The organism is Roseiflexus castenholzii DSM 13941 (genome assembly GCF_000017805.1).
Classification (GTDB): domain Bacteria; phylum Chloroflexota; class Chloroflexia; order Chloroflexales; family Roseiflexaceae; genus Roseiflexus; species Roseiflexus castenholzii.
This window is the reverse complement of sequence record NC_009767.1, coordinates 4,076,671-4,091,081: the sequence shown is the minus strand read 5'-3', so window position 1 is coordinate 4,091,081 and position 14,411 is coordinate 4,076,671. Positions and strand designations below refer to the sequence as shown.

Here is a 14,411-nt window from a genome sequence, read left to right as displayed (position 1 = left end):
TTGAGACGGAATGCTCGCGGATCAGGCGCTGTGCGCGCTTCCCATGGCGGAGAGGAGCGCTTCGTCTGGCGTCTCGGTGCAGGTGCGATCCTGATGTTCAGTTCAGCGTGATGACGCTGCCAGACCGCGCATGTCCCTCACTCTGGTTCTCCTGGCGATGCACCGCTCGTATCTTTTCGTCAGCGCTCGACCAACTCTTGAACAGGCGTGGCTTCCGGCAATTGTGGAAAGGCAGGCATATGCAGCGTGTATGGATACTTCTGACCTTCTGGGCGGTGCTGCTGGCATCGTGCGGCGCGCCGCCACCATCGGGTAATGCGACTCCGGCAGTCCCCGGAGTAACGCCGACGAGCGGGAGCGAGACGGTCACGATCTCGTTTGCGGTGTGGGAGTACGAGCGCAACATCTATCAACCGCTGGCGGATCGCTTTATGACTGAGAACCCCAACATCAAAATTGTGCTGGTGTCGCTCGATGACATCATGATGTTCGAGCCGGGCAACGAGGGACCGACCAATCCGCTCGATGTTCTACGGCGGATCGTGTCAGCCGCCGATACTGCTCCCGCATTCGCGCTGACGCCGGAAGCGTTTGGCACACCGCTGCTGCTCGACCTCAAACCGTTGATGGACGCGGACGCTGCGTTTCAGCGCGACGACTTCTTCCCCGGCGCCATCGAGCGCTACGCGGCGAAGGGCGGGGTCTGGGCGCTACCGCGCTACCATGGCGTGCCGCTGATCGTCTACAATCGCGCCTTGTTTCAGAATGCCAATCTATCCGAACCACGCCCTGGCTGGACGTGGGATGATCTGATGTCCGCCGCCGAGCGTCTCACCGAACGCAGCGGTCTGACGACCCTCACCTACGGGTTTATGGAACCAACCAATGGTCTGCTGCCGCTCCTGGGGTTGCTCGAAAAACAGGGGATCAATCCACTAACGGTCGTCGCGGAAGAGACGGATCTCACTGCGCCGGAGTATATTGCAGCAGTCGAGCGCATCCAGGAATGGTATCGCGCGGGTGTGCTGGTCGCACCCTATGCGCGCGACGCCGCTTCTGACGATCCCACGCGCCTGGCGCGCGAAGGGCGGGTCGCACTCTGGAGCGACATGTCCTACATCAGCAACGACGATGGCTCGCCCTGGACGCCGGATTTTCCGGTCGGTCGTGCGCCATTCCCGAAGAATGCCATTCTCGATCCCTTCTTCAGCTCAACCGAAGGGTTCATCATCAGCGGCGGCACAGCGCACCCCGACGCCGCCTGGCGCTGGATCGAGTGGCTCTCGCGCCAACCGGCGCTCGAGGACCAGCAAAGTTTCGGTCCATTGTCGCGTTTGCCTGCCCGCCAATCGGTGGCGCAGCAGACGGAGTTCTGGAGCAAACTCGATCCGCCGACTGCTGAGGCGTACCGGTGGGCGATAGAGAACAGCGGGACGCTGCCAAGCCAGCAGTTCGATTATACCGTGATGGGGGCGTTGAGTCAGGCAGTTGCGACGGTCACCGGCGACCCAAAGGCGAATGTGCGCCAGGCTCTGGCAGAAGCGCAGCGGCAGATGCAGGAAGCGATTGCGCAGCGGGAACTCACGCCAACGCCGAAGCCAAACCTCAATCCGGTGGTAGTGGCTACGCCGGAGCCGCAGGAAGCGCCGGCCGGCGCCACAACCGTGACGTTTGGCCTTTACGGGTACAATCCGACCGAACTGCGCCGCGTCGCGCGCGCGTTTCGCGAACAGCGTCCCGACATCTTCGTGCAGTTGAAGCCGTTCGAGTGGACGCCCGACTTGAAGGAGGTCACGGCTGCCACCCTGGCGCAGACCAGCGACTGTTTTTTCTGGTTCGGTCCGCTCGCCGGCAACGATGAAACGGCTCTGCTCGATCTGCGCCCATTGATCGAGGCAGACTCCACCTTCCCGCGCGATGACATCGTCCCGGCGGCGCTGGCACAGTACAGCCGCGAGGGGCGCATCTACGGGTTGCCCTACGCGGTCAATATGCGCAGCCTGATTTACAACCATGCCGCATTCGAGGCGGCGGGAGTGCAACCGCCGCGCGCCGACTGGAAACCGGACGATTTTCTGGCGGCGGCGCAGGCGTTGACCAGAGGCGAAGGGAACGAGCAGCGGTGGGGGTATGTGCCGCTGGGAGGTCCGCAAGCCGACCTGTTGTTCTTCATCAACCAATTTGGCGCGCGCCTGATGGTTGGCGAGGGCAAGGACCTGCGCCCGAACTACACCGATCCGAAGACTATCGCTGCCATCCGCTGGTACCTCGATTTGAGCATGGTTCACAAGGTGGCGCCGCCGCTCACCATCGTCTATCGGCGCGACGATTTTGGCGGCGGGGATCGTTCCTACGAACTGGTCCAATCCGGTCGGGTCGGGATGTGGTTTGGGTATCCTGAATCATTCCAGGGAGGGGTCGTGATTCAACCGCTCGAACCGGGTGGTGGACCGGCGCCGACTGCCGCGCCGCTGACCCCGGTCGAACGCGACATTCGAGCTGCGCCACTGCCGGTCGGCGGCGCCGGTGTGCCGTCGAGCGAAGTGTTTTTGCGGGGCCTGTTCATCTCGGCGCGGACGCAGCAACCGCAGGCATGCTGGGAATGGATCAAGTTCCTTTCCGGCGACACGTCCCTGACGTATGGCGATATGCCCGCCCGCCGCTCGGTCGCACAATCTGAGGCATTCATCAAACAGTTGCCGCCGGAGCGAGTCGCGCAGTTCGAGGCGATGCGGGCAACCCTGGCGATGCCGTCGCAGAACGCCGGTGATGCTAACGTGATCTACAGCCAGCACACCGATCCCTACTGGTTCTTTAAGGCGCTTAGCGCCGTGGTGGAAAAGGGCGCAAGCCTCGAAAAGGAACTTGCCGAAGCGCAGCGCTTTGCAACCGCCTTTGCCGAGTGTATGAACCGTGAGGATGCGCGTGCGCCGGCATGCGCAAAAGAAGTCGATCCAGACTATAAAGGGTACAATGTCGAGGAGGGCGATCCGACGCCTCTTCCCGCCGGCGCTGCGCCGTAGAAGGGGCATAGTCGAGGAACGCTTCGCTGCTGTCATTGCCCATTGCGCGTACAGGCGACTCGCAGGCGTCCCGCTCGCAGAGGAGCGCGACTGCCGGGCGTGCGCGCCCCGCTCGCAGTGCGGATGCATAAAGCAAAGCGCACGACGAGGAATGCTATGCGATGGATAACGCGCTGGATGAGCATATGCTGTGTGGTATTGCTGACCGCCTGTAGCACAACGCAGGCATTGCAGGAGCCGCCAACTCCTACCCCCCTGCCGCCCGATCCGGCGCTCGAACGCCCCACGTACACGGTTCAGCGCGGTGCTATCGAGCAGGTGTTCACGGTCACTGCCCGCGCAACGCCGGTCGATATGGCGCGGCTGGCATTCCGACGTGATGGGCGCGTCAACGTCGTGAATGTCAGTCGTGGCGATGTCGTCAAGGAAGGCGATGTTTTGGCGGAACTTCAGCAGGAGGAGGCGCTCGACGAGTTGCGTCGCGCCGAGGACGATCTGGCGCAGGCGCGACGCGACCTGGAGAGTGCGCAGCTGGCAAAGGAGAAACGGATCAAGGAACGCGAACTCGATGTGGATCGCGCCAGGCGCGAACTCGAACGATTGTTGCCTGGCGGTGAGGCGGATCTGTTCAAGGAATTGCAGGAACGCCTCGAAGCGGCGCAGCGCGAGTTGCGCACCACACGCGATGATGCGTCGTGGTCGAAAACTTCAGCGGACGAAGCGCTACGCGACAGCGCCGAAGCGCTTTCCGACACCCAGAAGGCGTATAGTGTCGCCTACTGGAACTGGGACTGGGTGCAGCGCTATGGGACCGACCCGGAGAATCCATTTATCAAGAATGAGGCCGGGGTGCTGGTTCCCAATCGCCTCACCGAGAAACAAAAGGAAGAGTTTCGTATGAAACTGGTGCAGGCGGAACGCGCATTACGCGACGCCGAACGCTCGGTCGAGCAGGCGCAGCGCGCCCGTGATCGCGCATATGAAGATGAAGTCGTCAAAATTTACGAGGCGGAGAAGAAAGTCGAGGAAGCGCAGCGCGCGCTTGAGACCCTGCTCCAGGGCAAGAACAAAGCAATCGAAGACGCCCAACTCGCTCTCGAGCGGGCGCAGGTTGCACTGGAGGAAGCGCGCAACGAGACGCTCAACAGCGCACTCCGCGCCGTGGAGAACGCCGAGCGCGCCCTGGAAAAAGCACGCCGCCGCGTCGATGACGGGCGTGTCATAGCGCCGCAGGATGGAACCGTGCTGGCGGTCGCTATCGAGCCAGGAGCAACAGTGACCGCCTTCGAGCCGGTGATCGAGATTGCCGATCCATCGAACCTGGAGTTTGCCGCAACTCTGAGCGCGCAGCAGATGCGGCTGCTCTCCGAAGGTCAGAGTGTCGAGATCCGCCTGCTATCGCGCCCCGACCTGGTGATCCCCGGCGTTATTCGACGCATGCCGGCGCCTTACGGGTCGGGCGGAAGCGGCGCCGTCCAGGATCGCGACGTCACCACGCGCTTTCAAATAGTCGATGCGCGCGGACAAACATTCGAGGCTGGCGTGACCGTTGCGCGAGTCAGCATCGTGCTGGAGCGCAAAGACAATGTCCTCTGGCTGCCGCCAGAGGCGATCCGGTCATTTGAGGGTCGCCGCTTCGTCATTGTCCGTGAAGGGGAGCGTGAACGCCGTGTGACCGTGCGGGTCGGCATCGAAACCGATGAGCGGGTCGAGATTCTCGAGGGCCTGAACGAAGGCGATATTGTCGTTGGATCCTGAGTTATGCGTCGGATGGTGGCTCTTATTTCGGTACTGACTGCTGCGCTCAAGCGTCTGCGCGCCAATCTTGGACTGGCACTCTGCGCATGGCTGGCGGCAGTGATCGCTGTTGCGCTCGCGGCTGCCGTGCCTGCATACGCCGAAGCGGCCAGTCTGCGCCTGTTGCAGGACGAAATCCGGCAGCAGGAGCAGCGTCAGGGGCGGTCGCCATTTGCGCTGCTCCTGCGCTATATCGGCGCTTGGAATACGCCGCTGGAGTGGGAGCGCGTTGCGCCAGCCGACGATTATCTGCGCCACGAAAGCATTCCGGGTCTCGATCTGCCGATCACCAGTTTTGCGCGTCACGTCCGTACTGCGCCGCTCCGTATCTTTCTCGCGGCTGACGGTGACGCGGTCTTCCTCAAGAATGCGCCGCTTGGCTTCATCAGCGGGCTTGATGACCGGATGCACATCGTCGATGGGCAGATGCCGACGTCGTCGGCAGATGACGCCATGCTAGCCGTGATGATCGCCCGCGCGTTCGCCGATGAGACGGGTGTGAATGTGGGTGATACGCTCTCGATCATTGCCCCTGGAACGCGCCCGGCGACGCTTCAGGCGCGTGTGGCGGCGATCTGGGCGCCGGTCAACCGCAGCGATCCGGCATGGTTCTTCCCGCCCGATACCCTCAACGATCTCATTCTTGTGCCGGAGGCGAGTTTCACCGATCCTGTCGCCGGAACATTGCGCAACGAGGTCGATCAGGCGCTCTGGTTTGTGCGGTTGAGCGGTGAAGGCGTCACCGGCGCGCAGGTGTCGCCGCTTCTGAGTCGTGTCGAAAGTGTACGGGCGCGTGTCAACAGTCTCATTCCCGGGTTGCGCCTCGAACAGGGACCGGCGGAGGCGCTGCGACGATACCAGGATCGGGTGGCATCGTTGACGACCCAACTCTTCGTGTTCAGCGCGCCGATCCTCGCGCTGACGCTCTATTTTGCGACGCTGGTCGCCGCCCTGCTTGTGCGGCGGCAGAGCAGTGAGATTGCGCTCATGAAGTCGCGTGGTGTCCGCAGCGCGCAGATTCTGGGCATGTATCTGGTTGAGTGGGTGATCATCGGTGGAGTGGCGCTTGCTGCGGGATTGCCGCTTGGGCTTGCTTTTGCGTCGGTGATGAGCCGGGTACGCTCATTTCTTGAGGTCGATCTGTCCGGCGCTGGTGTGCCGCTCTCGCCTGGCGCGCAGAGCCTGACGTTTGCTCTGGTCGTCCTGGTGATCACCGTGGGGGCATCGTTGACTCCGGCGTTCGTGGCGACACGCCGTACCCTGGTGGACGAGCAGCAACAGGCGGCGCGCGCCGCGCGTCCCCCGCTCTGGCAGCGCGCCTATCTCGATCTGCTGCTCCTGATCCCGGCGGCATACGGCGTCTATCAGTTGCAGATCGGCGGTGGCCTGTTTCAGGGGAATGCCGATCCGTTCAGTAATCCGCTGCTGGTGCTGACCCCGGCGCTTCTCTGTTTTGCGCTTGGTCTACTGGCGCTGCGCCTCATTCCGCTGATTCTGGAAGGGTTGGCGAGGTTGGCGGCGCTTCCGGCGTGGATTGCGCCACTGGTCACGCTCCGCGCGCTAGCGCGGCAGACCGACAATTATCGCGGCGCGTTGCTCCTCCTCATCCTGACGCTCAGCCTGGCAACGTACAGTGCTACGATGGCGGATACGCTCGATGGCGCGATGCGAACCGAATTGACGTATCAGGTTGGCGCAATGACACAACTCTTCGAGACGGGCGAGAGCGCCGGACAGGCGCGTCCCGGTCAGCCCGGCAGCCCGCCACAACAACCGCGCCCTGATATTCGTGAAGAAGCGCGCTTCCTGTTCGTTCCGGTGAGTGAGCATCTTCAGGCGCCGGGTGTGCAGGCGGCTGCGCGTGTCGGACGCTACGAGGCGTTCGTGAGCGTCGGTGCGGGCAGCCGGCAGGCGCAGGTGATCGGCATTGATCGGACGGATTTTCCGAAGGTGATCACCCGGTTCGACCGCGCCTGGGGTGGCGGTGAATCGTTGGGTGGGCTGATGAACCTGCTGGCGCGTTACCCGAACGGTGCGCTCGTCAGCCGTGACCTCTTGGGCGATGGTCTGCGGATCGGCGATGCGTTGCCTGCCACGTTGCGACTCTACGGTGATCAGCGTGAGGTGCGCTTTCGCATTGTCGCCGCCATTGACCTCTGGCCCGGCGTCTATCCGCAGGATGGACCAATCATCGTCGCCAACTTGAACTATATCTTCGACGAGATGGGGGGACAGTACCCATATGATGTCTGGATCACTCGCAACCAGGCAGTTCCTATCGACGAGGTGGTTGCCGGAGTGCGTGGGCAGGGCATTCCGGTCATCGATGTACTCGATGTGGCAACCCTCATCGCGCGCGAACAGTCCCGTCCACAGCGCCAGGGGTTGTTTGGTGTATTGACTATCGGTTTTCTGACGGCCGGCGTATTGACGCTGCTCGGCTTTCTGGTCGCCGGGTTCATCACTGCGCGCCGTCGTGCAATCGAACTGGGCATGCTGCGGGCGCTGGGATTGAGTGAATCTGGTGTTGCGGCGGCGCTGCTGCTGGAACAACTGCTGTTGATCGGCGCTGGATTGGCAGCTGGCAGCGGAATTGGCGCGCTGGCGGCGCTGCTGATCGTACCCTTCATGCAGGTCGGTGTTGGTCCATATCCCGGTGTTCCCGCTTACCCACCGCGCCTGGCATGGGAGAGTATGGCAGGCATTTATGCGGCATTTGGCGCGACGCTAACGCTCTCACTCCTGGCGCTCGGCGCGTCACTGGCGCGTGTCCGGTTGTTCCAGGCGGTGAAATTAGGGGATGCGAACTGAGAACTGGGAACCGAGAACCAAGAACCAAGAACCAAGAACTGAGAACTGAGAACTGAGAACTGATAGAGCGATCAACCAAATGATGCACAACACTTGCTTGTCTTGGTCGTCGTGCGGCTGACGTTGGCTGAGCCTGTCGAAGCCAACGTCGGTCGCTCCACGTCCTTGATTGTCCAGGTTTTAGTTGATCGCTCTATGAGAACTGAGAACCGATACGAATGCGCGGTCATTTGGACAATACTGCCGGGGCGCTAGGGGCTAAAGCTCTCGCTGGGCGCGTGCAAGCCCCGTTGGGGCTGCTGATGCCAAGACGTTGTAGATTATTACGCCTTGCGAACCGAGCACTCGAACATCTTGTCTGACTGACCGCAAGTTCGTATGAGAACCGAGGACTGAGAACCGGGAATGTTCTCAGGGGTGCGCGAGCGGCGCGTCTGCAAGGGAAGCGGGCGAGACGCATAGGGTATGAACGTAGCGACGATATGAACACGACCGATCACATTATTCACGCCAGTGGTCTGGTGAAAATCTACAAGGTCGCCGAACTCGAGGTGGTGGCGCTCCAGGGATTGGACCTCGAAGTGGCGCGGGGCGAGTTTCTGGCGCTGGTTGGTCCCTCCGGGTCGGGCAAATCGACGCTTCTCAGCGCCATTGGCGGTCTGGATCGTCCTTCTGCCGGACGGTTGATCGTCGATGGGCTTGATCTGACAGCACTGACACCTGCCCAGTTGAGCGCCTATCGTCGCGAGCGAGTCGGCTTCATCTGGCAGCAGACGACCCGCAACCTGCTGCCATACCTTACTGCGCGCGAGAATATCGAACTGCTGATGACCTTTGCGGGTCGCAGCAGGCGCGAGCGGCGCGCCTGGGCGGATGAGCTGCTGGAAGCGGTCGGCATCGTCGAGAAAGCCTCGACCCCAATCACACAATTATCCGGCGGTCAGCAGCAGCGAGTTGCCATTGCGTGCGCACTGGCGAACCGACCAAAAATCCTGCTCGGCGACGAACCAACCGGCGAAGTAGACTGGGAGACAGCGCAGCGGGTGCTGGCGCTGCTCCGCGACCTGCGAACACGCTACGGACTCACGATTGTCCTGGTCACGCACGATCCGCGGGTGGCAGAACAGGCAGACCGGGTGATCGTCATCCGCGACGGGCGAACGAGCACCGAAACGCGCCGCGATGATGGAAGCGGCAATGGGGTGTCGGCGATGACCGGGCATAGCGCGCGCGCGCGCGCCGCCGAAGAACTTGTCGTCGTTGATCGCACCGGGCGTCTCCAGATTCCTGGCGATCAACGGGCGCTCGCAGGAATTGGGCGGCGCGCGCGCGTCGAACTTGTCGATGGCGGCGTCCTTATTCGTCCGGTCGAAGACGACCGGATCGCCGTTCCAACGGAGGAAACCACCGGCGATCAGCCTCACCATTACCTGTATGATGGTGACGTCGCCTCCGAGGTCGCCGCATCAATGCCATCCGAGCCGCTGATCGAGGTCCGAGGCATCACCCGCACCTTTGGCGCTGGCGCGCGCGCCGTCTCCGCATTGCGCGGCGTCGATCTCACTATTGAACGAGGCACATTTGTTGCCCTCATGGGTCCGAGCGGCAGCGGTAAGACGACGCTGCTGAATATCATCGGCGGGCTGGATCGCCCGACGAGCGGCAGTGTTGTCATTGAAGGTCAGCGTGTCGATCAGATGCGTTCCGATGACCTTGCCAGGCTGCGGCGTCGGATCGGGTTCGTGTTTCAGAGTTTTGCGCTGCTGCCCACATCATCGGCATTTGAAAACGTCGAACTGGCGCTGCGTCTGTCAGGGCAGGCGCCTCGCCGACGATGGGATGCGCGCGTGCGCCGGGTGCTTGCTGCGGTTGGTCTGACCGACTGGATCGATCATCGCCCTTATGAGTTGAGCGGTGGTCAGCAGCAGCGTGTTGCTCTGGCGCGGGCGTTGGTCACCTACCCGCGCATTATTCTGGCGGACGAACCAACCGGCGACCTCGACAGCCGCACCGGGAGACGGGTGCTGACGATGCTGCGCACCCTGTGCGACCAGGAGGGCGTAACGCTGGTTATGGCAACGCACGATCCGGCAGTGATGGAATTCGCTACCACGGTGTATCATATGCGCGATGGCGTCGTCGTCGGATGCGAGCAGGGAGTTACCGCTCGTTAACCTTTTGTAGCCGAACCATCACACAAACCGTCCACATCACTGCTATACTCGTGCCCACAACGCGCTTCTCTCCGTCCCATGTTTCGTTGATACTTCTGAACAGATCGTCGTCTGGCGCAATCGGTTCCCCGATCCGAGGAGGTCGTGTATGCCTGCTCGTCCTTTGCCGTTGGAGGAACGCCTTGCAGCGCGCGGTGTTTCGCGCCGTCAATTCCTCAAGTTCTGCGCTGCGATGAGCGCCGCGCTCGCCCTGCCTTCCACCTTTACCCCACGTATCGCCAGGGCGCTGAACACTGCCGAACGTCTTCCGGTTGTCTGGTTGGAGTTTCAAGATTGCGCCGGCAACACCGAATCCTTCCTTCGCGCCGAGTCGCCTGGCGTTGCCGACATTGTGCTGGAGCAGATCAGCCTGGAGTACCACGAGACGATCATGGCGCCTGCCGGCCATCGCGCCGAACATTCGCTCGATGCGGTCGTGGAAAACTATCCGGGGCAATACATCGCCATCGTCGAAGGGTCGATCCCCATTGCCAATGGCGGGGTGTATTGCACGATCGGCGGTCGCACCGCGTTGAGCATCGCAGAGCGTGTGTGCTCGAATGCGCTGGCAACGATTGCGGTTGGCGCATGTGCCTGGGATGGCGGTTGGCCCGCCGCCAGCCCGAATCCGACCGGTGCGGTTGGTGTGCGCCAGGCGGTGCCGGGTCTCAAGAATCTGATCAACCTGCCGGGCTGCCCGATGAATGTGATTAATCTAACCGCCGTCATTGTCCACTACCTGACATTCAAACAACTGCCGGCAACCGACGAGCAGGGACGCCCCTTCTTCGCCTATGGGCAGCTCATTCACAACAACTGTGAGCGTCGGGGGCACTTCGACTCCGGTCGCTTCGTCGAGCGTTGGGGCGACGAGGGGCATCGCCTGGGATGGTGCCTGTATAAGATGGGGTGCAAAGGACCGCAAACGCTCTCGAACTGTCCTGCGGTCGGCTGGAACGGCACGTCCTACTGGCCCATCGGCGCCGGTCACGGATGCGTTGGCTGCATGTCGCCGCGTTTCTGGGATACCATGTCGCCTTTCTATGAGCGACTGCCCAATGTCGAAGGCTTTGGCATCGAGGTGACCGCCGATACGCTGGGCGCCATTGCGGTTGGCGCCGTGGCGGCGGCCGGTGTAGTCCACGGCGTTGCCAGCGCAATCCGGGCGAGTCGTCATCCGATTGCGGCGCATGGGGGTGAGACGCTGGTGGAAGCCGCAGAGCGCGCCGTTCAGGTGGTAGAGCAGATTGCAGGACCGGTCAAAGCGGAGGAAAAGCCGGCAGAAGAGGCAGGGAAGCCGATGGCGTCGGGTGACGCCAGGGAGAGCGTTCGTCCCGATCGGGATGGACCGTCCGCCTCCTGACAGATGGAGCACAGCAGCGGAGGACGCGCTATGGCAAAAATTGCTATTGATCCGATCACCCGCATTGAAGGACATCTGCGTATCGAGGCGCAGATCGAGCGCGGGCGCGTAGTGGATGCCTGGAGCAGTTCGACGATGTTCCGCGGCATGGAGATCGTCCTGCGCGGACGCGATCCGCGCGACGCCTGGGTGTTTGCGCAGCGCATCTGCGGCGTCTGCACGACCGTCCATGCGCTTGCATCGGTGCGCGCCGTTGAAAACGCGCTCGATATTCAGATACCCGACAATGCCCGGCTTATCCGCAACATCATCGCAGGCGCCCAATATGTGCAAGACCATGTCATCCACTTCTACCACCTGCACGCCTTAGACTGGGTAGATATCGTGAGTGCGCTCAAGGCCGATCCGGTCAAAACATCGGAACTGGCGCAGAGCATTTCCGACTGGCCCAAATCGTCGCCCGCCTACTTCAAGGGTGTCCAGGACCGATTGCAAAAGTTCGTTGACAGCGGGCAATTGGGGATTTTTGGCAACGCCTATTGGGGGCATCCGGCGTATGCGCTGCCGCCTGAAGCCAATCTGATGGCCGTGGCGCACTACCTGGAAGCGCTGGAGTGGCAGAAGGACGTCATCAGAATTCACGCGATTCTGGGCGGTAAGAATCCCCACCCGCAGACATATCTCGTCGGCGGGATGGCAGCGCCGCTCGACCCGAATGCGCAGCAGGCGATCAACACCATCCGCATCGCGCAGTTGAAAATGCTCGCCGATCAGGTGCGCACGTTTGTGGGCAAGGTCTACATTCCCGATATTCTGGCTATCGCATCATTCTACAAAGACTGGGCAGGGCTTGGCGCTGGCGTGGGCAACTATCTGTCGTATGGCGACTTCCCGGCTGCGAAAGATGGCAACGTCGCCAGTTACTGGCTGCCGCGCGGTGTGATTGTGAACAAGAATATCGACCAGAAGCCGCAACCGGTGAACCACGAGCGCGTGACCGAATATGTTGCGCATTCCTGGTTCCGCTATGGCGAGGGCGATCAGCAGGCGCTCCATCCCTGGAAAGGTGAGACCATCCCGAATTACACCGGTCCTCAACCGCCTTACGACTGGCTCAACACCGATGGCAAATATTCCTGGCTCAAAACGCCGCGCTACGACGACATGCCGATGGAAGTCGGTCCATTGGCGCGTATGCTCGTCGGATACGCTTCCGGTCAGCAACGCATTCAGGAGTTGGTCAACGCTGCACTCAAACAGTTGGGAGTTGGTCCGGCGGCGCTCTTCTCGACGCTGGGGCGCACAGCGGCGCGCGCCATCGAAACCGCGTTGATCGCCGAACTGTTGCCGGGATGGATCGACGAACTGGCGGCAAATATGGCGGCCGGCAACCTGGTAGTTCACAACAGCGCCAAATGGAGTCCGGCGAACTGGCCCCAGGAAGCGGTTGGTTGGGGATCGATGGAAGCGCCGCGCGGCTCGCTTGGGCACTGGGTGCGGATCAGAGATGGCAAGATCGTCAACTATCAAGCAGTGGTTCCGACGACGTGGAACGGCTCGCCACGTGATGCGCGCGATGTGCGCGGACCTTACGAAGCCGCACTGATCGACACGCCGATTGCCGACCCGGAGCAGCCGATTGAAATCCTGCGCACCATTCATTCATTCGACCCGTGCATGGCGTGCGCGGTTCACCTGGTGGATGCCCGTGGCATTGAGATTACCCGCGTCCGGGTGCAGTGAGGTGTGCCATGCGACGACGAGTCTATGTCTGGGAAGTCCCGGTGCGCCTGACGCATTGGGTCAATGTGTTGAGCATTGTCATGCTCTGCTTCACCGGCTACTACATTGCCAACCCGTACATTTTCGTGAGCACGCGCGAACCGTGGGGCATCTATTTCATGGGGTCGATGCGGTTTCTCCACTTTGTGTTCGCCTACATCTTCGTGGCGAGCCTGATTCTGCGCACCTACTGGGCATTTGTCGGCAATCAGTGGGCGCGCTGGCGTGGCCTGTTTCCCTTCCTGACGAAGGAAGGGCGCACAAATATGTGGCATGCGATCCAATACTACTTCTTCCTGCGTCGTAATCCTCCAGAGGTTGCCGGGCACAATGCGCTGGCAGGCACATCGTACATGATCATTGTTGTCCTGTACGGTTTGAGCGCTTTTACCGGTTTTACGCTCTACGGTCAGTTGCATCCTGCAAGCATCTGGTACACGCTCACCGACTGGGTGACGAACCTTGTGTCGCTTCAAACGCTGCGGCTGGGACATCACATCATTATGTACCTGATCCTGGCGTTTGTCGTTCACCATGTGTACGCCGCGTGGTTGATCGACATGGAAGAGGGGAACGGTTTGATGTCGAGCATCTTCAGTGGCTATAAGTTCCTTCCCAGGGAGCAGCAGCCGGACTGGATCGAGCAGGTGATCGCGCAAAATGGCAAACAGAACGGCAAAGCGCCGCAGGTAGCGGAGCCGACGACGCAGCAGGTGAAGGTTGCAGGCGGGAAAGTCGAAAGTTGAACGTTCCGCATAGATAGTAGAGGTGTGCCGGATGCCCGCGCGAATGGCGCAGCGTAGGGGCGCGCTGGCGGCCCCCCTGTGCGCATAGCGGAAAGAACGATACTCATGCCAGCAATTCTCGTTCTGGGTTTGGGCAACATCATCATGCGCGACGAAGGGTTGGGCGTGCGCGCCTGCGAACGTCTGACTCAACGCTACCGCGTGCCAGATTCTGTCACTGTGCTCGACGGAGGAACGCTGGGACTGGATTTGCTCCCGTATCTCGAAGGAATCGCCGATCTCTTGATCCTCGATGCCATCAACGCCGGACATCCGCCGGGCGCGATTGTGCGGTTAGAGAACGAGCAGATACCACAGATCCTGGCGCTCAAGATGTCGATGCATCAGGTAGGCTTGCAGGAACTCCTGGCAGTGATGGCGCTGCGCGGGCATACGCCGTCGCGCATCGTGTTGTTGGGCATGGAACCGTTGCTGATCGAACCGGGACTGGACCTGTCGGACCCGGTGCTGGCGAATCTCGACAGGTTGGTGGAGGCGGTGGCGGCTGAACTTCAATCCTGGGGCGTGCCGGTATCTCCGGCATGAGGGAACACGGATTTGTGCATGTGACAGTGAACGCGACGATCACTGCCGGTTCATGTCGGCGCACGACGCGCCAATATTGCTTGCTCCACAC

8 protein-coding genes are annotated in these 14,411 nt (G+C 61.6%); all 8 read left to right on the top strand.

Features of this window, described 5'->3' with window-relative positions; translation table 11 throughout:
• The first annotated feature begins 239 nt into the window (after positions 1–239).
• Entirely contained in the window at positions 240–3,023 is a 2,784-nt protein-coding gene (locus RCAS_RS16265) for an ABC transporter substrate-binding protein (RefSeq protein WP_041330944.1), read from the top strand.
• 156 nt (positions 3,024–3,179) lie between these two features.
• Positions 3,180–4,781: an HlyD family efflux transporter periplasmic adaptor subunit gene (locus tag RCAS_RS16260; RefSeq protein WP_012121629.1), complete on the top strand. Its 1,602-nt coding sequence runs from the start codon at positions 3,180–3,182 to the stop codon at positions 4,779–4,781.
• Between the two features lie 3 nt (positions 4,782–4,784).
• On the top strand, positions 4,785–7,631 hold the full coding sequence (locus tag RCAS_RS16255) for an ABC transporter permease (protein WP_012121628.1): 2,847 nt from the start codon (positions 4,785–4,787) through the stop codon (positions 7,629–7,631).
• A gap of 482 nt (positions 7,632–8,113) precedes the next feature.
• A complete protein-coding gene (locus tag RCAS_RS26375) occupies positions 8,114–9,805 on the top strand; it encodes an ABC transporter ATP-binding protein (RefSeq protein WP_012121627.1) in 1,692 nt (563 codons plus the stop codon).
• 148 nt (positions 9,806–9,953) lie between these two features.
• Entirely contained in the window at positions 9,954–11,207 is a 1,254-nt protein-coding gene (locus tag RCAS_RS16245; protein WP_012121626.1) for a hydrogenase small subunit, read from the top strand.
• A gap of 30 nt (positions 11,208–11,237) precedes the next feature.
• Positions 11,238–12,950 (top strand): nickel-dependent hydrogenase large subunit, encoded by a 1,713-nt coding sequence (locus RCAS_RS16240; RefSeq protein ID WP_012121625.1) that lies wholly within the window; start codon positions 11,238–11,240, stop codon positions 12,948–12,950.
• A gap of 8 nt (positions 12,951–12,958) precedes the next feature.
• Positions 12,959–13,735 (top strand): Ni/Fe-hydrogenase, b-type cytochrome subunit, encoded by a 777-nt coding sequence (gene cybH, locus RCAS_RS16235; RefSeq protein ID WP_012121624.1) that lies wholly within the window; start codon positions 12,959–12,961, stop codon positions 13,733–13,735.
• A 105-nt stretch (positions 13,736–13,840) separates the two neighbouring features.
• Entirely contained in the window at positions 13,841–14,320 is a 480-nt protein-coding gene (locus RCAS_RS16230; RefSeq protein WP_012121623.1) for a HyaD/HybD family hydrogenase maturation endopeptidase, read from the top strand.
• Positions 14,321–14,411: the final 91 nt, after the last annotated feature.

What these genes read in the sequence shown, in the direction of transcription:
- RCAS_RS16255 (WP_012121628.1), top strand. Translation starts at nt 4,785, where the DNA reads ATGCGTCGGATGGTGGCTCTTATTTCGGTACTGACTGCTGCGCTCAAG.
- RCAS_RS16245 (WP_012121626.1), top strand. Translation starts at nt 9,954, where the DNA reads ATGCCTGCTCGTCCTTTGCCGTTGGAGGAACGCCTTGCAGCGCGCGGT.
- RCAS_RS26375 (WP_012121627.1), top strand. Translation starts at nt 8,114, where the DNA reads ATGAACACGACCGATCACATTATTCACGCCAGTGGTCTGGTGAAAATC.
- RCAS_RS16230 (WP_012121623.1), top strand. Translation starts at nt 13,841, where the DNA reads ATGCCAGCAATTCTCGTTCTGGGTTTGGGCAACATCATCATGCGCGAC.
- RCAS_RS16260 (WP_012121629.1), top strand. Translation starts at nt 3,180, where the DNA reads ATGCGATGGATAACGCGCTGGATGAGCATATGCTGTGTGGTATTGCTG.
- cybH (WP_012121624.1), top strand. Translation starts at nt 12,959, where the DNA reads ATGCGACGACGAGTCTATGTCTGGGAAGTCCCGGTGCGCCTGACGCAT.
- RCAS_RS16240 (WP_012121625.1), top strand. Translation starts at nt 11,238, where the DNA reads ATGGCAAAAATTGCTATTGATCCGATCACCCGCATTGAAGGACATCTG.
- RCAS_RS16265 (WP_041330944.1), top strand. Translation starts at nt 240, where the DNA reads ATGCAGCGTGTATGGATACTTCTGACCTTCTGGGCGGTGCTGCTGGCA.